Origin of the sequence: Gymnodinialimonas mytili (genome assembly GCF_037544085.1) — a bacterium.
Classification (GTDB): Bacteria; Pseudomonadota; Alphaproteobacteria; order Rhodobacterales; family Rhodobacteraceae; genus Gymnodinialimonas; species Gymnodinialimonas mytili.
The window spans coordinates 1-18,005 of record NZ_JBBIFW010000008.1 but is presented as its reverse complement, the minus strand read 5'-3'; the positions used below and the strand labels follow the sequence as shown (position 1 = coordinate 18,005).

The following is an 18,005-nucleotide window of genomic DNA, read 5'->3' as shown; positions in this document are numbered from 1 at the left end:
AGCGGAGTTATATTGCCTTTTGGATTTTGAATATTGATATATTGAGGTACAAATATAACCTGTTTGGTATGAATTGGGATGCACATCTTCGGCTCAGGCACGTCCGCACCTTTTTGGAGATTGCACGGGCCGAGAGCGTGTCGGTCGCAGCGGACCGCCTCAACATCACTCAACCAGCCGTATCTCGAAGCCTGAAAGAGCTTGAAGAGATGCTTGGAGCCCCGCTCTTTGACAGGGTAGGGCGAGGGCTCCGTCTCAACGAAGCGGGCCGGGTGTTCCAGTCCCACGCCAGCGCCTCCATGGTGGAATTGATGCGCGGGCGCGACCGGTTGGCTAAAGACGGAGATCTGACATCGCGGCTTTCCATTGGCGTTCTTCCCACGGCAGCGACGGATCTCCTGCCGAGGGCTGCGCTTTCGTTTCGCGAGGAAATGCCACATGTCCGGCTGCACATTCTGACTGGCCCGAATTGGCTCCTGTTCAACCAACTTCGAGACGGGACGCTGGATTTGGTGGTTGGTCGAATGCCAGAACGGGACGCTGCGGCCGGTGTTACCTTTCAACAGCTATACATCGAGGATGTGATCCTGGTGTGTCGGCCAGGCCACCCAATCCTAGAACGAAGCAAGCCCGAAGATCATATTTCGGATTTCACTTTGATCCTTCCACCAAGTGGGGCGGTTATCTCTGCTACGGTGGAACGGTATTTGAGCAGCATCGGGCTGCCGGGATTGCGGGGAGCCTACGAAACGGTCGGACTTCCGGTGGGTCGAAAGATCCTCAGCGCATCGAATGCGCTTTGGTTCATCTCGCGCGGTGTCGTCGCGCACGAGACAGAAGCGGGGAGCCTTATTGCGGTCGAGCTTTCGTCGCCGCTTCTGTCGGGCCCAGTGGGAATTAGCATCTCGACGTCTGCCCCGATCAACGTCGAGCGCAGTGTTTTTGCCGAATGTTTACGAAATACCGCAAACGTCTGATATTGGATTCAGCGAAGAAGAAGAGTTGCTGACCGCAGAGACTATCACCACTTTACGTGAGGTAGCTTCGGCCGTTGGCTTGAATACTCGCGCGCTGCTTTAGTGAGACGGGCGCTTTAACCTGAACCGTGTCCATCAATGCCAAGCATCGTTTCTGACGACTAGCCTCGCGCCAGTCCGGCAGCACGTGGAAACTAAACTAATTTACATAATAAGCCTTATAGGTCAGTAATATGTGTAGCGGGCACATTCTAAACTGGGCTGCGACACTTCCCCTATCTTGCTGAAAAGCAAGGAGAACGGACATGGCCCATACAGAGCTAGATTTGCGTGAGAGACGCGTGATCGAGGTCCTGCTCCACATGAAGACGCCGATTGCCAAGATCGCCGCCGAGATCGGCAGGCACCGCTCGTCCATCTACCGCGAGATCAAGCGCAACGGATTCACAGATACTGAGATCCCCGAGCTTAATGGCTACTACAGCACGCTCGCACAGAAAGCAGCTTCTGGGCGCCGTCAGCGGCGTCGAAAACTCGTTCGGCTCGACGCTGCGACGATCGCGCTGTTCTCTGGCGAAAGATTAACCTGCGCCATCGTCCTCGAAACCAATACCGTGATCTATGCAGATTGTGGCATGGCCGTCATTCAAGAGAACGCTAGGCAGTACCTGACTATCTTGACCTACTTGGCTGAGACGTCCCCGGCGCTCGTTGGATGTTCACCATCGGAACGCGACGTGTTTCGACAGAATGACCAGCCTGAATGCGTTGTGGATGCACTCGAGTGATGCCCTACAGGCGCGATGCGTAATATAAAGTCTGATCCGGGCCATCTTCGTGGGCCGCGCCCTCATGTCCTGAGCTATATTCTAACTTGTCTGGATCAGACCTGCCGCAAGTGCTTTAACGACCAGCTCAGCGGTTGTCTTCGAGCCCGTTGTTTTTCTCGCCTGATGCAGGCGGTTCTTCACCGCTTGGACCGAGATGCCTAACGTTTCTGCGATCTCGTCTTCTCGGAGGCCATTTGCGATCATGCTCAGCACTTCCGTCTGTCTGGCTGTGATGTGCGGCGCCTCTTCCTTATACCATTTGGCAACGTCCTTCAGGATTGTCGGCAGTTGATCTGCTTCATCCCTCTTAACTTCGCGGTCATCCCGCGCGATTGAAACAAGAGACACGCCCTTTGCCGAAGTCATCGAAAAGGTACATCCGAACTTCAAACCATGTGACCTTGCAGCCTCCATGACACCCCTTAGATCCGGTATGCGGCTTTGGGACCAACGGAATGGTTTAGACCCGGCGACAGCTTGCAGAAATACAGGGTCAAAGTGATAAAATCGGTTAGTGTCGTAGTCCTCTTGCCATGACTGCGGATAGGTGCAGCAGAAGAACTTCGGACCGCCCAAGGTGTAGTCCAAGAACACCGTGTAACCCATTGTACACAGTCCATTAAGTCGCTGATCTACTTTCTTTGGAACCTGTGCGCTCGCCGTCATATTCTATCTTTCGTATAGGTTTTGGCGCGCATTCTTGGCCAATATTGCGGCGCCTCACAACTCCAGTCATATAAATTCGCAGCACCAGCAAGAATATGCGACTTTGGGCCTGCAAATTGACCTATTCATCACAACTTCTCGACTGCAGGGTGTGCCATGCGCCCTTTATTCATGGACCGGAACTCGTTCACTTTGCCCAGTTGCGCCACAGAGTGTTCGTCGAGGGGATGGGGTGGGATGTTCCCGCCGTCGCTGAGATGGAACAGGACTACTACGACATCGGAAAGGCCACCTATGTTATAGCCACGAGAAGCGGTACGAGTGAGGTCGTTGCAGGTCTGCGCTTGCGTCCAACGGAAGAACACTGCCCCAGCTACGGCGGGCCAGGACTATACAGCTATATGATCCGTGATGCTCAGCGCGGCCTCTTACCATCCATTCCCATGAACCTCATGGATGATACCGCACCGATCGATGCATCGATCTGGGAAGCAACGCGGCTGGTTTCCATCGGCGGTGCTGACGCCACACGGCTTGTCCTCGACAAGGCAATGGCATTTCTCTCCTCTGTCGGGTGCAGAAAGGCCCTGTTCCTCACCCGGGCGCATGTCGAACGTGTGGCGCGCCGCTGGGGCTATGAGATGCAACCGGAAGGACCAAAGGTTCAAATCGATGGCGCTGCGCATCGCGTCTTTGCATGTGACGTGCAGCCGTGCCTGCGCGAAGTTTGTAGATCCTCCGCACCGGAGATAGTCGCATGAAAGCCAATTTCGCCCGGACAATTGGTTTTCTATGGAACCCCGAAACCTTGATTTGCATTGGCCATCGTGTCCGCTGGACAAGCGGCGAGATCGGGAATGTCTGGTTTGAAGACGAGCATCCAAAGACACTTTTGACAGATGAGCCGATCCCACCCGTATTGGATGAAAGCAGTTGTTCAGCGCATTAACTGTCGCTGACATCGGCATCCCGAGCCCATGGATCCTCCCAATTCTCCGGTCGCGCGACTAGCGCTGGTGTGGGACCAATCCGAGTCCAGCCTGTCGCGTAAATCGGCAAACTGACTGTGAGATAGCCGAGGCTTTTCACAAACGACATGATGCCTAGGATCCCATTAAACTCCTTCATCGTGAAATTGCCATCGTTGTTCAGCGCTTCACTCGTTGTCACAAGATACCTTGCCTCACCCGTCAGCGGGTGGACCACCCGCGCAGACCATGTGCCGGCGAATGAGACATGCTTCTTGTACATGCGTTCATGGGCAATCAGCTCGAGCTCGAACCCGGCCTCAAGGAGAGCCCTAAACTGCGCATCTGTTGCATATTCAGTGTTAACCAAACGGTCTTCGCGCCGCATATGCTATCCTTGCTCCTAGCCCCAACGCTGAGCGTCACCACACCCCTCTCGTCCCTAGGCTCGCGTACACAAGCCGGGCCATCCCGATGGCGATACAAACTTGTTGTTATGTCATCTTCCAAACCATGTCTATAAAACCGAGTTTTTGTGGTCACCATCGCTTCGGACTGTTTTGCTCTGCAATCCGCGCCGTATGCCTTTCCAACCTCATCTATAAACTAGCCTCTACAAAAACCACTCGAACAGACGTTCTATGGACACCGACTTCAAACAAAAAATTGGCTTCGCGCGGGTCTCCACTCTTGACCAGAAGCTAGACCCGCAGGTCGCACGACTTCGCGCTCTGGGATGTGATGAGATCTACACCGTCAAAGAGACCGGAGCGAAACGACCTTGGAGGAATGCTTTGCTAGGTTGCGGCGCCGCGACGTGCTCGTGGTGACGGCTTTGGATCGACTCAGTCGAAGCCAAATGCATCTTTCGAGCATCGCGGATCGGCTTGAACGGAACGGAATCGAGCTGCTGACCGATCGGGAGCGGATCGACACATCGACGGACGTGAGGCGGATTTTTTCTCTATAGCAAAGGCTTTTGCGCAATTCGAGCGGAATCTGATCCGTGAACGCACAATGGTCAACCTGCAGGCGGCCCACGGTCAAGGGCGAAAAGGCGGCACGCCAGCTGCGTTGAACGATGATGAGATCGACAACACCAGACAGATGGTTGTTAGAACCGACCGGAAAGCCAAAATCATCGCCTCCATGCATGGCATCAAGATCTCGACGCTCTACAAGTATTTCCCCCGCGGGCGCGCCACTCTGAGCCACTCTAAAGCCGCCAAGGGCGACAAAGGCAGCTAATCATTCGGGCGAGCACCATCGATTGAAGATAAGTTCCTATCACGACCTGTGCGGTTGCGAGATGTCGCTAAAAGCGAGAGAGGCAGGCTGCCAAAAGCTGTCTCTGAGATGTCGCGCGAACCGCTGCTGAAACTCGGTCTACCGGCCACACGAGATTGAAGCCTATCTCGCCCGTCGTTATAAATTTGATATGATCAAGAACCTCTTCGAATCTCTCTATGGATTGCTCTGCATCGGCCTCCCGGCCTGGCTCGGCGGCTTGCTTGCAGATTCAGTTGTCGCGCGCGGTTACATGGATCCTGTGATCGCATTTGCGGTCCTAGCCAGTTCGATAGCGCTTGGCGTGTCTATGTGGCGCGCACGGCCGTGATCAGCGAGACGATTTCTCGCTTCCTCTTCATCGGCTCGCCGATGGGCCATCTGAACGCCTACGCGCAAGAGCCTAGACCTCTCGCGGCGTTTACATACTTGCCCCCAGCCCGCAGCGTCCCGTTGGTGTTTGCCTCAGCCTTCTTCATCGGCACTGTCCTGAAGCTTACCGGCGCAAGTGCCGTGGCCAAGCTGGAAGCATCGTCAGGATCCAACCCGCTATGGCAGCTGGTGGCTTTGCTGGACGTCGGTTCACTCACGAGCTTGGTTGTGTCTGTCGCGATGTTGCTCTTTGCCTGGGTCGGCGTTGCGACCATAACCTATGAGCGAAACAAGCGGTCTGTGGTTGGCCTGTCGCCCTGGGCGAGCGCAAATGTGATGACCAACGCCATTCTGGCTGTCGTTCTGCTCATCGGCACGATGGGCGCGATCGCAGAGGCGCAACAAATCCTCACCGCGTTTCTTGTCCTAATGACGATTTGGGTTCTCTCGGACGTGATCGCGAGCATTCAGCGCGCCCGGCATGCGACGGAGCGTGATCAATAGTGATGTCACGAGTGTCTCGTGTACCGGTGGTTCAGCAAATTTCCAACATAGGACATCCGCCGATGCAAAGAAATCGGTAGCAATGGAGCGAGACGGTGTTGCGCTTTCTTGTTGCTCAATTCCGCAGTTGCGCGCGGCCGGCTGTCGGGGAAGTCTGCATGAGCGGCGACAACAAAAGATGATTTGATTGATCCGTTGAAATCTACCGCGGCGTGGCGCAGTCGCCTTCGCTGTGACGGGCATGGTGAAGTAAGGCGCCTCTATTGCAACGGGGTGGGTTTCGCGCCCGCTTCCCTCTGTTGTCGGTAATCGCTTGGCGTCATGCCCATATGTTTGGCGAACGCGGCATTGAAGGTTGAGCGGGCATTGAACCCAACATCCATGCTGATATTCAGCACCGTCTCCTCGGACTGCCTGAGGCGGATACATGCCTCAGCGATCCGCCATTTGTTGATGCAGTCGTGAAACGTCTGGCCCAAATGCAGGTTCAGAAAATGGGTTAGTTTGTGGGTCGGACATCCCACCCGTTCGGCTAGCTTCTGTAAAGAAAGATTCGGATCAAGGTAGATCCGGTTCACCGCCAGTTCGTGATCGAGTTTCTTCCGGATCCGCTCAACTTGCTCCTCCGGAAGGACCGAGCGCTGGTAGCGATGGTACTGGCTTGGCTCAGACGAGCCCACAGTCCGACGGAACGCCAGCGCCAACCATCCGACGGCAAGCACGCAAACCAGATCAAGAGCCGCCCCAAAGATCGGCGGCACGACCGGATCGAAGTCCAGGATCTCGGGCAGGTCTTCGAGCAGTGCAATCAACCACGCAACAGACACCACCAACAGGACCCGTCGCCCGAGTTGTAACGACGCGGCTGACACGGCTCTGCCGTCCAAGCCGCGCTTTCCCGCCGTCCAAACAACCCTCCAACTCCTACAAAGATAGAGCGAGTTGACCACTAAAAACAAAGCTATCGCGGCAATGGCACAGGTGTAGGCGAACACGCCCGCCAAGGGTGCCAAGGCGTCTCCCTCGACACCGGATGCGACAACAATGGCCACCGGCAATGCAAGCGCAACGCCAACGGAAAACCAAAGCCCAACGCGGCGAGATCCCCCGGTGTCAAAGGCGCCGGCCGGCCCCAAAAGCGCCGCCGCATAGGTATAGGTCAGTGGGCCATAGAGCAGACTCAAGGGAAGCGCGACCAGAACCAACGCCGCCGACAATGCGCTGTCATCCGTTTCGGGCACCAGCGACACCAAGAGCGACAGCGCAACCACCGCAAAAAGGTATGCCAAGACTCGATCTGCCACGGGATGACGCGGATCGCTCTCTGCCAGAAGCCCTGCAAATACTGTGCTCTGCAGGATAGTTGGGGCGATCAGAAACAAAGCGCTCATGTCCTGCATCCTACGTCGTTCGACATCTCCAACCTAACGCAGATTGCGAACCTCACTGCGGCTGGCAACGATGCATTAGGGACATTGGCCGATCTCCGCCACGTACGCCGTCCTGTCCGCATGGATTGGGCGACTTTCAGACCGCATTCGCATCTGGAATGAGTTGCCAACCATGGACCAATCGATGATCACCTTCCGCAAGCTTCGCCCAACTCCTGTGACTGTGTGTTTCTTTCTCGCGGCAGCCTGTTCGAATGCACCGGACGTCCCTGAGACGCCGATTGAAGAGCAAGCGCGATGGGCCGTCTGCGATTGGTCGACTGGCACGGGAGACCGCGAGGCGGAATGCGCCTTTGTCACGGTCCCGTTGGAGCATGGAGCCAGCTTGTCCGAGCGCTACCGTCTGCTGGTAAAACGCCGGGGTGCGAGTGCGCCTCTTCAGGCGCAGGTGTGGCTGGTGAGCGGTGGACCGGGAGACGCCGCGACCGCCAACATGGAGCGTCTGTCCGGTGGAATCCACCAAGACCGTCCTGATATCGCATTATATGCAGTCGATCATCGCGGAACGGGCGGATCCGAGCGCCTCGATTGCCCGGGCTTAGCCGGGAGCGCAACCAGTATTCAGACGGGGGTTGCCGAAGTCGAAGCGTGTGGAGCCGAGCTTCACGCCCGGTTAGGGGATCGCCTGTCTCACGTCACGCTCACGGCTTCGGCACATGACCTCGCCGCGCTGATTACGGCCAATCGCGAACCCGGCGTTCCAGTGTTTGTCTATGGCGGCTCGTACGGCACGATCGTGATCCAGCGGTATCTTGAACTATATCCCAACCAGCCCGACGGTGTGATCATGGAGGCCCTTGCGACCGGTCGCTTCCTCGATGGCTATGACGCCAGTTTCGAACGGACCGGGCGCAACCTCTTGCGACGATGTGCCGTCGATCCGGCATGTGCCGATCGTTTTGATGGGGATCCTTGGGACATTGCGCAAAGGGCTGTGGCGTCGCTCGATAACGGGAGCTGTACCGCTCTGGGGGCAAGCAGCGCGGATGCGCGTCTGCTGTTTGGCAGCATGTTGTTTTCGGCGCCAGTGCGGGATTTGATCCCAGCCGCCGTCCTGCGGCTTAACCGTTGTAGGCCGGAGGATGTCAGTGCTTTGAACACGCTTGCGGGACGCCTTACCGAGCTTGCAGTCAGCGACGACGGAAGCTCCGACGTTCTTGGAGCCCATGTTTTTCTGTCGGAGACCCAACCACCACGCGATCGCTCGTATACACTGCTCCAGGACCTGGCCGGTTATACGATGGCGACGGGACTCGAAGCCCATATCTCACGGATCGAGGCGTGGCCTCGTACTCAGGGTCAGGGGGTTCCCCTAACACCACCACCCTACGATGGCCCATTGCTCATGCTGCAGGGGGCACTTGACGCACCGACACCACTGAGCCGCGCCAATCTGTTGCGCGACACCTATCGCGGGCCGTCTCAAGTCTGGGCTGAGTTTCCCGACGGATCCCATCAATTGACCGGCGCCACGCCAATGCTCAACGGCGACGACTGCGCCCGCCGGATCCGCATTCAGTTCCTGGATAATCCGTTCACACCACCTGACCTTGGATGCATCGCTCAGGTCATGCCGCCAGCGTGGGAAGGATCCGACGCACTGAACCTGTTTCTGTTCGGAAATGCGAATGCCTGGGGCGAGAATTGAAGATATATCGATGCGGCGACGCTCAACCAGGACTGTGGCGTCCAGCACGATTGGCAATTTGCGCGCAGTGCCATGCGGCCAAACCGAACATTTAGTAAGATGACTTGAAGCATCTGGAAAAACCCCGAACTGTGGCGGAGGGGTGACTGCCTCCATGAGCCCCTGCTACCGCGGGAGCGCATTACATCGCTTGATCCAAGATGTGAGAGAAGGCCTGTCCGACGTCAGCGGCAATGGGACAATTTAGATCGATTTGATAAGAGAGGGTTTCGGGCACATCGTAACCACCAAGGAGTGGAGATGAGACAGAAACTCGGCCGTTTATCTAGTGGACACTAACGGCGGTTTTGTCCCGCGTTGCCGTCATTGCCTAGGTCGGTGTGATAGGTCTGTTAAGGCGGACCTAGCTACCTTTTGCTGCGGCTGTATGAATAACGGCTTTGCAGTTTGATCTTTGGAAACGGTTTCCTTTGGCAGGGTCAGACTTTCCGATGCGACAGTCTTAGGCAGCATTCGATTTTTTCGGCTACCCGAAAGGTATAGGCACCGTGTCATCCTTGGATTCCAGCTGCATGAATGGCGGTCTCGTGGGCGTTTGCGATGCCATTCCGCGCGATCTGGAACTAGAGCTCTTCCGCATATCGCTTCACTCGGAGATCAAAACAGCGCCACCGTCATGGGAAGTATCTATCACCTTTCCGGCCAGATAGGCAGCGACACTGATGCGCGCGATTGAACCGGGTTCGTCGTTACCGTCGAATGTCACGAATTCTCGCAGCTCGGTCCTTTTCTCGCCATCCGTCAGCTCAGCCGGGCGGACAATGACCCAAGAAGGTAAACCGCAGCCTCGCACGACGTCTTCCTGAGCGGTGCGGTCCTTCATAATGCGGCCGAGCAGGATCGGTTTTACCAGATTGCGGAACGGCCAGCTGCCATGCCCGGACGAGTCGCCGGCACCGATAGACGTCATGGCGACTAAGCGCGGCACTCCTGCCTCATTCATCGCCGATACAACGTTGCGCGTACCTGTTTCACAAACGTCAGTACCATGAAAGATCGTCTGTCTGTTTAGTGGCGCGCCAAAGGTGAGGATGACAACGTCGTGGCCCGGCATAGCCGCCGCCAGGCCCTCTGCATTGGTCACATCACCCTTCTGGATCGAAAGCCCATCAAAGGGCGCGATACGGTCTACCGATCGGCCAAACGCGGTGACTTCATGGCCGAGAGCCGTAACTTCGGCAAGCGTATAGCGGCCGATATTGCCGGTGGCGCCAATGACGAGAACTTTCATTTTTTCAGTCTCCTGATCTGATTACAGAACTGCGCGTTGGTAGGCTGTGCCGGTAAGGGGTGATGTATCGAGATAGAGCACTTTGTAGTTCCGTTTGACGAACCGCCAACCAGCTGCTGTGCGGATCAGGTCGTCTTCATAAACAGCGAGATTGAAGTTCGCCGTTTCGTCCTTGGCGCGGGCAATCTCGTTGACGAAGGAACGCGCTGTGGCCTTGTCACCGTCAATTTTGATCACATGGGCCAACGGCATCTGAATTAAGAACTCCCAGGCGTTGCACAGCAATCCCAGAAACGCGCCACGGATTTCGTCATGACACTTGAACATCTTGTCGATCGGCGGGCCAATCTGCCAGATTGCGTTTTCGGCCCACAACGAGATGACGGCATCCGCATCGACTCTGTTGGCCGCATCGGCGAAACGGCTGGTCATTTCGTGGATTTCGGTGCGGTCTTCCAGTGTCTGGATCCGCGCCTCCAGAGTTTCGGACGGTGCATTCATAGGCCTTTTCCTTCTCGAGGGCTGAAAACCAGGACTAGCGTTTGAGTTCCATTGCCCCCAATCGTCCTGAGGTCTTGCCAGTTCAATCTGGAACAAAGTGCGCGCTGACATCACGGATACACCGCCGCAACCGCCTGATCGACGAAGAAGGGAACTGGCAGGTCGCCGACCCGCTCCAGTAGCGCTGTGCGCAGCTCGGTCGCATGACTTGCCTCATTCATTGCGGCTTCCCAATCGTCAAGATAGCGGCGGGTGTGGGAAAAGGCCGTCATGTCAAGCGGTGAGCCCTCCAGCCGATGTCCAGGTATAACGGTGCCCGCTCCGGTAGCCTCGAGCGCGTCAAGACTTTCACGCCAACGTTCCAGCGCAGCGCTGTCAGTGTTTTCCGCGACATAGGCGTGTGTCCCGGAAAAGGCGATATCGGACGTGATCAAGGTGTCCAGAGACTCAACATAGACAGGCGTGATGGTATCGGTGTCCCCATGCATGGGTTCAAGGATCGAAATACGCTCACCTTCAAGCATCATGGTGTCGCCACCCAAAGGCTCTGGAATGACGACGCGATCGGCGAGCGCAGGCCCCATCATGGCCTTGATCTGGTCGAACATCGGCGGTCCGGCCTGTTCGAGGATCGGCTGTAGGGCGGAATGCGCGACGGGCCGCGCCTGTGGGAACCGATCCATTAACACTCCCAGTCCGAGGAAATGATCAGGATGCACATGGGTAATCAGGATCGTCTCCAACGTGCGCCCTGATGCATCGATCGTGTCGGCCAGAGCGGTTGCATTGGCGCGATCAGTTTGCGCGTCGATCAGGACCGCACGTGTCTCTCCGAGGACGACGACCGAGTCGACAAAAGTGCCCGCCTCGTCCGATGTAAAGACATCCGCCGAGCGCAGCGGTTGCGCGGATGCGGGTGATGCAAGGGCAAGGGTCGAAGCTCCGGCGGCAAATTGCAGAAAATCGCGTCTGTCAAGCAGTTTCATGGGGTGTCCTTTCGGGTTCGAATGGAAAAAGGTGCCCGCCGTGTGGGGAACAGGGTGGCGGAGGAAACGAAGCGTCAGCGATACGGGAGGACCCTAGAGCTTCGGATGTTCTTCCATGACCGGCAGGCTGGAATGTATACGACAACCGCACCGAAGACCGAGCTTTGCATCGACCGACTCAAAGGCCTGCTTGCGGAATGGGGGGATGACCGGTCAGCCCAACGCCCTCACGGACAGTGTCAGCATTGAATGCTACGCCGAGGAAATTATTCATGGCTGCATAGTATTGGCCCATATGTTCGCTGAGAAACTGACCGATATATTCACCATTTTCCTGGGTGTTAGCGGCCAGCTCCGCCAGAACGGCGACCCAGGTCGTCACAATAGCGCCTGCCGCAGCAAGCCGCTGCGTCTTCACATCGGTAATCATCGGGTTGAAATCTGCGCAGGCGTCAATCACTACATAAACCTCATAGCCTTCACGCAGAGCGGAAAGTGCGGGAAAGGCAGCGCAAACCTCGGTGGCAAGCCCTGAGATGACGAGTTTCTTTCGGCCTGTCGCTTCGACCGCGGCCTTAGATTCAGCATCATTCCAGAAATTGACAAAAGGCCGGTCGATCACATCGAGTTCAGGGAAGAGCGCCTTTAGCTCTGGCATGGTTGGACCATTTGGACCCTGCGGCCAGCTTGTCCCCATCACTACCGGAATGTCGAAGGCCTTCGCGGTTTTGGCATGGCCAAGAATATTGTGCTTGAGCTGCATCGGATCGACTGAGCTCAGAAACTGCATCAGTCCGACCTGATGATCGACCATCATGAACACGCAATTGTCAGGGGTCAGCTCGCTTGTCGGTAGGGCCATGTCGAAAACTCCATCTGCTGAATCAATTGAACAGTTACGATCATGGTTATGGCGGCTAATGACCTCTGAGCTCTTTCAGATTTCGGCCCCTTTCAGGATTTAGCGATGCGATCGTTTGATATGAACCAGGCCAAAGGCTTGTGGAGAAACCGGCACAGATTTTGAAAGCATCGATATTCTGAAAGACCAACCAATCAAAATAAGGTTCTTCTTATGATGCAGTGTCGCCCTACGATCTGACAGGAGAAAGTCCATATGTATCAATCCGCTCGCGCCGTAACGCTGAACGCCCCCATTGCCAAAGTGTGGGACATTGTCGGCGACTTTCATGGCCTTCCCAAGTTCCATCCATTGATCAAAGAGACCAAGCGAGAGAATGGGGGACTTTGGCGACGTGACATGTTCGCCGGTGTCGACGCCGGCTCCCTGGAAGAACGACTACATTATTCCGACCAAGCCAAATGCTATAGCTATCGCTCGCTGAATGCCGGTGGTGGGGCTTGGCCGATTGATTCCTATTTCGGCAAATTCAAGGTGTGGAGTCGCGGACCTGAGCGGACCGGGGTGCTCTGGTCGGCCCAGATGATCCCGACAGATCCTGAGGCTGGCGCTGACAGCCTGACAGCTCAGCTGGTGGAAAACCAGACGGTTGGTCTTGGCGGTCTTGTCGATCACTTCGGCGGTGCACCCTTGCCAGTACCGGAGCATGCCTATGCCGCATCTGCCCTCGCGCATTTGAACACTACACCCGACCAGGTTTGGTCATTTGTTGGCGACTTTTTCCAGATCGCAGACTGGATAACGACAGTTGAGACCGTAAAAAAAGTGAGCAATGGGCGGCGTTTCGTCAAGCTCAAGGATGCGGATCAGATCGATGTCGAGACCGAGTTGTTCCGCGACGACGCGGCACGCACGCTGAGCTATGATTCCCGTCTGGAGCCAGATTCGGCCTATCCATGCGATGATTACATAGCAAACCTCAAAGTCTGGCCGCGCGCCGATGGCACCGCCGGTCTGGTCTGGTCGGGACAATTCACCCCAACCAATCCCGACGATGAAACCACCGTCAACACCGTGTCAGACATGATGACATCTGAGTATCGAGCCTCACTCGAAGGATTGGTGCAGCAATTCGGCGGCAACATGGTTTCAAATCAGGCCAAGCCATCTCAGCAACCTTTGGCAGCGTCGGTTTAGATAGATGCAGGTAAAAGATACACTCTCGTACAGTCATGGTCTCTCATTTCCGAGACATGCATCGAGCGGTTTCGTTCCATATATCCATAGCGGGTCCAGATGAACCTACCAGTACCCCCCACCCGCGATCCTGCCGGTTCAGATCGTGATGAGATCGCGCCGATCGTTGCCCCGGGTCCTGCCGTTCTCGTCGTCCTGTTGGCCGCCAGCAGTTTGACGGTCATGGCGGGTGCCACGATCGCGCCGTCTCTGCCGGGTCTGGCCCGGTACTTTTCTGATGTTCCCGATGCCGAGTTCCTGGCCCGACTCGCACTTACATTGCCGGCTCTTTTTATTGCGATCACGGCGCCGATAATGGGGCTTTTGGTCGACAGGTTTGGCGCGCAGCGCATCTTGTTCGGATCTACCGTGATCTTTGTGGTCGGCGGCGCATCTGGTGCAATTGTCCCAGATCTTTACCCGCTTCTGGTCGGGCGTGCGCTTCTTGGTGTGGGCGTGGCCGGCATTATGGTTGCGACGACAACCCTGATCGGCGGGCTCTATCCGGCTGCCGCTCGCGACAGCGTGCTTGGGTATCAAGGCGCGGCGATGGCGCTTGGCGGCGTCGTATTTTTGACGGCGGGCGGTTGGCTCGCCGAGATGAATTGGCGTTTTCCATTTTACATCTACGCGCTGCCACTTTTGCTTCTGCCGTTCATTCTGACCACGCTTCCGAACGCTACACCGGAGAAGGATCAGGCCACAGAGCGTCTCGACACCAACAGGATGCCCTGGATGCGTCTCGGTGGATTGTATCTGATTGCATTGGCCGCCATGACGCTCTTCTATATCGTTCCAACCCAAGTGCCCTTCCGCCTCGTCGCCGCCGGTTTCGAAGACGCCTCACTATCAGGATACGCAATTGCCGTCAGCACCTTCGCGAGTGCCATGACTGCCTTGCTGTTCGGGCGGATCAAAGCTGCGATCCCCGCAACGGGCGCGCTTGGTCTGACTTTCATGGGGCTGGGCCTTGGTCTGCTGGTGACCGGTATCTCGGACAATTTTCTTGTTATTGCCAGCGGGATGCTGATCGCCGGCGCGGGGGCCGGGCTCACCATGCCGACCGTGAACAGCCTCGTGCTGGACACTGCACCAGCCAGGGGCCGAGGCAAGGCAACAGGCGGGTTAAGCGTGAGCATTTTCCTCGGGCAGTTTCTCTCCCCGATCCTGTTCGCGGCCTTGAGCCCAGCTACGACAATCGCGGGCAGCTTTCTTTGGGCGGGTGCCACTGCGCTCATCGTCGCGGTCTCGTTCTGTGTGGTGCTAATTGTGCTGCGGTTGCGCAAGTCCGCTAACCAGTCAGACAGGAAGACCAAATCATGAGACTGTCCTGTTGTCTTCTACTACGCCTTCAATCCAATGCCGTCATAGCGACTCGGATGCTATTTGGTTCGGGACAGGTGATCGCGGTCAGGAGCGGAATACCAGAAGAGGAAAAGGCGCTTGGTCAGATCTCAACAGATCATGTGCTTTGCTTTCTGCGATGAATACCGGGCAGAACACCATTGTCCTGGGCGGGGCGGGAGCCGTCGGTCAAGGCATTGTCTCGACCCTGTTGCAATGCGGCGCGCATGTCTTTGTGCCAACGCGACGTCCCGCCAAGCTTCATCGGCTTTCAGCTATTTTGGGCAACGCCTCCTATACGCGCTTGCATGCGATGGAAGTTGACATTGGAGACACGGTTGATGCTCGACGCTACATCGAGAACCTGCAGACGATCGCTGGTCGTATCGATGGTATCGTCGTCAGCTTGGGTGGCTGGCGTCAAGGTGGAGCGCTTGTCGACTATGACCCGAAGGATTGGGCGGACGTGCTCAGTGACAACCTGACCAGTCATTTCGATGCGGCAAGGCTGTTTCTCCCGATGCTGCAAAAGCAATCCAACCGGCCTTGCTATCTGATGATCAATGGTGGTGCTGCATTGGAGCCGGCGCAAAATGCCGGTCCGATATCTATCGTAGCGGCGGCTCAAACGATGATGGCCCGCGTACTCATGGCGGAACATACTGCATCAGGCGTGCGGGTAAACCAACTCATTCTCAATACGCCAATTATCACACATGAGCGTCCCGATGGCCCGGAAACCTGGCTTTCAGCCGAAGATGTCGGGGCCAAATGCGCATGGCTGATATCTCTCGAGGGCAAAGAGATCTCCGGCGAGATCAAGACACTCGATGCTAAAAAGTCAGTAAACAAGATGGGAGCCGACACATGAAGAGTGTTTCGTTTGTCTCGCTCCGTCCGAAGACGTGATGCAGACCCTCTATTCCATGCCCGGAGCTTGCGCGCTTGCACCCCACATTGCGTTGCTCTGGTCGGGCCGTCCCTTCAATCTGAAGGTGTTGAGAGCTAACGAAAACCGCGAGATCGAGTATCTCAGGATCAATCCTTTGGGCTCGGTTCCTACGCTCCTCTTTCCTGACGGCCAGGTTCTGACCGAAGCGCATGCCATTCTCGCCTACATCCATCGCGACAATCCGAGCGTTTTTGGATGTCATACGTCGGATGCGTTGCGCGACATCCGGTTACACCAGACTTTGTCCTTTTACACAACTGAACTTCACACGGCGTTTGGCCCGCATTTTGCACCCGGCCGATATCACACCGATCCGTCCGAGCATCCGACGCTCCGCATAATGGCTTATCAACGGATGAAGCGATTGTTTGCACTGGTTGACGATCGTTTGGCGCATGATCATCGGAAACAGAGCACGCGGAGCGTCGCGGATGCTTATCTCTACGTCCTGTGTCGCTGGCTTGACTTAACTCCCATCAAGATCGAGCAAATGCCTAATCTCACTGCATTCCTTCACGCTATGGAGGCTGATCCGGCTGTGAAGGACGCGCTGGCCGCTTATGCCTGAAGGCTGTTTCGGTACTCTGCAGGCGTGACGCCTCGCCGTTCAGAAAACAGCGTGGTCATATGGGCCTGGCTGGAAAACCCGCATGCATAGGCGATCTCAGCGAGACTGATCCGGCTCTTACCCAGAAACTGTTCGGCCCGGTCCAGCCGTCGGTCGATCACCCACTGATGGGGTGACTTGCCTGTTGTGGCCTTAAAGGCGCGCGCAAATTTATGATCGGGCATGCCGGTTAGGCGGGCCAGCGATGCCATCCGCACATTGGTATCGATATTGCTGTCGATATATTCGCATAGCATCGCGAAATCCGACGACGATAGTTTATGCCTTGACGGAGCAGGCCTCGGTCGTCCCTTGGAAGCCAGCCCGACCAGCTGATTGGACAGGCTCATCAGGCTCGCATCGATAAAAAGCGCGCCCTTGGAGAGATCACGACATGCTTCTCGCCATATGTCCTGGATTAGATGCCTGATGACATGATCTTGCACCGCATAGCCAAGCAACGGTTCCACTGAAAAACGCTCGATATTCAGATGAGCGGCGGCTGCATCAACAAAGTTGATTGGAAGGCCAAAAGAAATGAAGTCCAGAGATGTGCTGGTTTGGTAGTCCGCACTTGTGTTTGGGGGAGCAATAACGAGCTCACCGCGCCTCATGGGTATAGCTTTTAAGCCCAGACCGACGTCAGCATCTGCGTTGACTGTGGGGCCAACATTGAACTGCATCACATATTGGTTGACAGGAGCATCGGGATAGTGGCCGGGTGGTTGGCGGATACGAAAAATGTCGACCGCCTCACGACCGTCAACAAGTCGCGAGTTCAGAATATGCTTGCCGTACATGCGCCGGTAGAAACTGGAGTAGGGTTCAATCTGCTGTCTCACCTCATCGAAAACCTCTTAGTTTGTTGCTTCCCGCCTTATTGGTACCAAACAGCATATAGGCGATATTTCAGGAAATTCACGGAGTTCAGGTTCTGAACCAGAGTAGAGGTGATAGGTTGGAGATAGCGAGCAAAGAACCGCACACTTAATGTCGCTTCGGTCGTCATTTAGATCGACGAACTGCGGCAAGTCGCATGCAACTGGTACTTGGACGTGTCGCGGTTTGATGCCGCTCCTTTGATAGCATTTAATGCAACAAAGGAGACGAACTATGGGACTGAAATGGACGGAGGAATTTCGGGCTGGTACGATCCAGACGGCACTAGCCAGCCCAAATCTGACCTTACTGCAAGCGTGCCAAAAGGCTGGTGCGCGGGACAAAGCAACCCTCGGCCTCGCGGAAACGAAGGTCTGCTCCGATCCGTGGCGTCAACGGACGGCCGCAACACATCAGCAAACGTCACTGCCGGTGCTTCGTGGAACAAGGTATTTCACGGGCGCACATTAAGCGGCTTTCTCATCAAGACGAATGGTCCTTCCGGGTATGATTGCAATTCTACAAATTCATAGCCAAGAGCCGCGTAAAACTCCCGCGCTGTTAGTGAGGAATGAAGCATCATTTCCGGGATTGCTCTCTGTCGCGCTTCTTCTTCAATTCTTGCAGTCAGCACTTTGCCCAAC

At 56.0% G+C, this 18,005-nt stretch carries 20 protein-coding genes and 2 pseudogenes; 13 read left to right on the top strand and 9 right to left on the bottom strand.

Features of this window, described 5'->3' with window-relative positions; translation table 11 throughout:
- The first annotated feature begins 26 nt into the window (after positions 1-26).
- Together V8J82_RS22305 and V8J82_RS23740 are read left to right on the top strand one after the other, a co-directional pair.
- Complete coding sequence (locus V8J82_RS22305) at positions 27-977, top strand: LysR substrate-binding domain-containing protein (protein ID WP_339978990.1); 951 nt, start codon at positions 27-29, stop codon at positions 975-977.
- A 305-nt stretch (positions 978-1,282) separates the two neighbouring features.
- A pseudogene (locus V8J82_RS23740) lies at positions 1,283-1,522 on the top strand (helix-turn-helix domain-containing protein); the annotation flags it as partial.
- A gap of 324 nt (positions 1,523-1,846) precedes the next feature.
- Here the strand turns inward: V8J82_RS23740 and V8J82_RS22295 are convergent.
- Complete coding sequence (locus V8J82_RS22295) at positions 1,847-2,413, bottom strand: helix-turn-helix transcriptional regulator (protein ID WP_339978986.1); 567 nt, start codon at positions 2,411-2,413, stop codon at positions 1,847-1,849.
- Between the two features lie 155 nt (positions 2,414-2,568).
- On the opposite strand from V8J82_RS22295, the gene V8J82_RS22290 reads away from it, so the two are divergent.
- A complete protein-coding gene (locus tag V8J82_RS22290) occupies positions 2,569-3,234 on the top strand; it encodes an acyl-homoserine-lactone synthase (protein ID WP_339978984.1) in 666 nt (221 codons plus the stop codon).
- Positions 3,231-3,422 (top strand): hypothetical protein, encoded by a 192-nt coding sequence (locus tag V8J82_RS22285; protein WP_339978983.1) that lies wholly within the window; start codon positions 3,231-3,233, stop codon positions 3,420-3,422. Before V8J82_RS22290 ends, V8J82_RS22285 begins: the two co-directional genes overlap by 4 nt.
- Here V8J82_RS22285 and V8J82_RS22280 read toward each other — a convergent pair.
- Positions 3,419-3,829 (bottom strand): hypothetical protein, encoded by a 411-nt coding sequence (locus V8J82_RS22280; protein WP_339978981.1) that lies wholly within the window; start codon positions 3,827-3,829, stop codon positions 3,419-3,421. The two genes, V8J82_RS22285 and V8J82_RS22280, sit on opposite strands and share 4 nt — an antisense overlap.
- 253 nt (positions 3,830-4,082) lie before the next feature.
- Between V8J82_RS22280 and V8J82_RS23735 the strand changes: the two are divergent.
- The 4 genes and pseudogenes from V8J82_RS23735 to V8J82_RS22265 all read left to right on the top strand — a co-directional run bounded on the left by V8J82_RS23735 (position 4,083) and on the right by V8J82_RS22265 (position 5,604).
- Positions 4,083-4,411: pseudogene (locus V8J82_RS23735) on the top strand (recombinase family protein).
- Between the two features lie 47 nt (positions 4,412-4,458).
- Entirely contained in the window at positions 4,459-4,689 is a 231-nt protein-coding gene (locus V8J82_RS22275; protein WP_339978979.1) for a hypothetical protein, read from the top strand.
- A gap of 190 nt (positions 4,690-4,879) precedes the next feature.
- The gene (locus V8J82_RS22270; protein WP_339978976.1) at positions 4,880-5,059 is read left to right on the top strand and encodes a hypothetical protein; all 180 of its coding nucleotides are present in this window, start codon (positions 4,880-4,882) and stop codon (positions 5,057-5,059) included.
- On the top strand, positions 5,041-5,604 hold the full coding sequence (locus V8J82_RS22265; RefSeq protein WP_339978973.1) for a hypothetical protein: 564 nt from the start codon (positions 5,041-5,043) through the stop codon (positions 5,602-5,604). Before V8J82_RS22270 ends, V8J82_RS22265 begins: the two co-directional genes overlap by 19 nt.
- A gap of 260 nt (positions 5,605-5,864) precedes the next feature.
- On the opposite strand, the gene V8J82_RS22260 is transcribed toward V8J82_RS22265, so the two are convergent.
- Positions 5,865-6,995: a helix-turn-helix domain-containing protein gene (locus V8J82_RS22260; RefSeq protein WP_339978971.1), complete on the bottom strand. Its 1,131-nt coding sequence runs from the start codon at positions 6,993-6,995 to the stop codon at positions 5,865-5,867.
- Between the two features lie 172 nt (positions 6,996-7,167).
- On the opposite strand from V8J82_RS22260, the gene V8J82_RS22255 reads away from it, so the two are divergent.
- On the top strand, positions 7,168-8,703 hold the full coding sequence (locus V8J82_RS22255; RefSeq protein ID WP_339978968.1) for a serine aminopeptidase domain-containing protein: 1,536 nt from the start codon (positions 7,168-7,170) through the stop codon (positions 8,701-8,703).
- 646 nt (positions 8,704-9,349) lie between these two features.
- Here the strand turns inward: V8J82_RS22255 and V8J82_RS22250 are convergent.
- From V8J82_RS22250 to V8J82_RS22235, 4 genes are all read right to left on the bottom strand, one after another.
- The gene (locus V8J82_RS22250) at positions 9,350-9,994 is read right to left on the bottom strand and encodes an NAD(P)-dependent oxidoreductase (protein WP_339978966.1); all 645 of its coding nucleotides are present in this window, start codon (positions 9,992-9,994) and stop codon (positions 9,350-9,352) included.
- A gap of 21 nt (positions 9,995-10,015) precedes the next feature.
- Positions 10,016-10,495, bottom strand: coding sequence for a nuclear transport factor 2 family protein (locus tag V8J82_RS22245; protein WP_339978964.1), 480 nt, complete (start codon positions 10,493-10,495; stop codon positions 10,016-10,018).
- Between the two features lie 110 nt (positions 10,496-10,605).
- Positions 10,606-11,481 (bottom strand): MBL fold metallo-hydrolase, encoded by an 876-nt coding sequence (locus V8J82_RS22240; protein WP_339978962.1) that lies wholly within the window; start codon positions 11,479-11,481, stop codon positions 10,606-10,608.
- Between the two features lie 178 nt (positions 11,482-11,659).
- Positions 11,660-12,343 carry an isochorismatase family protein gene (locus tag V8J82_RS22235; RefSeq protein WP_339978960.1) on the bottom strand — a complete coding sequence of 228 codons (684 nt, stop codon included), beginning with the start codon at positions 12,341-12,343 and terminating at the stop codon, positions 11,660-11,662.
- A 255-nt stretch (positions 12,344-12,598) separates the two neighbouring features.
- On the opposite strand from V8J82_RS22235, the gene V8J82_RS22230 reads away from it, so the two are divergent.
- The 4 genes from V8J82_RS22230 (at position 12,599) to V8J82_RS22215 (ending at position 16,443) form a co-directional block, all read left to right on the top strand.
- The gene (locus V8J82_RS22230) at positions 12,599-13,540 is read left to right on the top strand and encodes an SRPBCC family protein (RefSeq protein WP_339978958.1); all 942 of its coding nucleotides are present in this window, start codon (positions 12,599-12,601) and stop codon (positions 13,538-13,540) included.
- 99 nt (positions 13,541-13,639) lie between these two features.
- The gene (locus tag V8J82_RS22225) at positions 13,640-14,902 is read left to right on the top strand and encodes an MFS transporter (RefSeq protein ID WP_339978956.1); all 1,263 of its coding nucleotides are present in this window, start codon (positions 13,640-13,642) and stop codon (positions 14,900-14,902) included.
- 160 nt (positions 14,903-15,062) lie between these two features.
- Positions 15,063-15,794, top strand: a complete 732-nt coding sequence (locus V8J82_RS22220; protein WP_339978953.1) for an SDR family oxidoreductase — start codon at positions 15,063-15,065, stop codon at positions 15,792-15,794.
- A gap of 37 nt (positions 15,795-15,831) precedes the next feature.
- Positions 15,832-16,443: a glutathione S-transferase N-terminal domain-containing protein gene (locus V8J82_RS22215; RefSeq protein ID WP_339978951.1), complete on the top strand. Its 612-nt coding sequence runs from the start codon at positions 15,832-15,834 to the stop codon at positions 16,441-16,443.
- On the opposite strand, the gene V8J82_RS22210 is transcribed toward V8J82_RS22215, so the two are convergent.
- Positions 16,434-17,324, bottom strand: coding sequence for a helix-turn-helix domain-containing protein (locus V8J82_RS22210; protein ID WP_339978948.1), 891 nt, complete (start codon positions 17,322-17,324; stop codon positions 16,434-16,436). The two genes, V8J82_RS22215 and V8J82_RS22210, sit on opposite strands and share 10 nt — an antisense overlap.
- A gap of 491 nt (positions 17,325-17,815) precedes the next feature.
- Positions 17,816-18,005, bottom strand: a 190-nt coding sequence (locus V8J82_RS22205) for a GNAT family N-acetyltransferase (protein ID WP_339978945.1), incomplete at its 5' end; no start/stop codon positions are given.

Coding starts and splice junctions, on each gene's coding strand:
- V8J82_RS22295 (WP_339978986.1), bottom strand. CDS start 2,413: ATGGGTTACACGGTGTTCTTGGACTACACCTTGGGCGGTCCGAAGTTC.
- V8J82_RS22290 (WP_339978984.1), top strand. CDS start 2,569: ATGCGACTTTGGGCCTGCAAATTGACCTATTCATCACAACTTCTCGAC.
- V8J82_RS22285 (WP_339978983.1), top strand. CDS start 3,231: ATGAAAGCCAATTTCGCCCGGACAATTGGTTTTCTATGGAACCCCGAA.
- V8J82_RS22280 (WP_339978981.1), bottom strand. CDS start 3,829: ATGCGGCGCGAAGACCGTTTGGTTAACACTGAATATGCAACAGATGCG.
- V8J82_RS22275 (WP_339978979.1), top strand. CDS start 4,459: ATGGTCAACCTGCAGGCGGCCCACGGTCAAGGGCGAAAAGGCGGCACG.
- V8J82_RS22270 (WP_339978976.1), top strand. CDS start 4,880: ATGATCAAGAACCTCTTCGAATCTCTCTATGGATTGCTCTGCATCGGC.
- V8J82_RS22260 (WP_339978971.1), bottom strand. CDS start 6,995: ATGAGCGCTTTGTTTCTGATCGCCCCAACTATCCTGCAGAGCACAGTA.
- V8J82_RS22255 (WP_339978968.1), top strand. CDS start 7,168: ATGGACCAATCGATGATCACCTTCCGCAAGCTTCGCCCAACTCCTGTG.
- V8J82_RS22250 (WP_339978966.1), bottom strand. CDS start 9,994: ATGAAAGTTCTCGTCATTGGCGCCACCGGCAATATCGGCCGCTATACG.
- V8J82_RS22245 (WP_339978964.1), bottom strand. CDS start 10,495: ATGAATGCACCGTCCGAAACTCTGGAGGCGCGGATCCAGACACTGGAA.
- V8J82_RS22240 (WP_339978962.1), bottom strand. CDS start 11,481: ATGAAACTGCTTGACAGACGCGATTTTCTGCAATTTGCCGCCGGAGCT.
- V8J82_RS22235 (WP_339978960.1), bottom strand. CDS start 12,343: ATGGCCCTACCGACAAGCGAGCTGACCCCTGACAATTGCGTGTTCATG.
- V8J82_RS22230 (WP_339978958.1), top strand. CDS start 12,599: ATGTATCAATCCGCTCGCGCCGTAACGCTGAACGCCCCCATTGCCAAA.
- V8J82_RS22225 (WP_339978956.1), top strand. CDS start 13,640: ATGAACCTACCAGTACCCCCCACCCGCGATCCTGCCGGTTCAGATCGT.
- V8J82_RS22220 (WP_339978953.1), top strand. CDS start 15,063: ATGAATACCGGGCAGAACACCATTGTCCTGGGCGGGGCGGGAGCCGTC.
- V8J82_RS22215 (WP_339978951.1), top strand. CDS start 15,832: ATGCAGACCCTCTATTCCATGCCCGGAGCTTGCGCGCTTGCACCCCAC.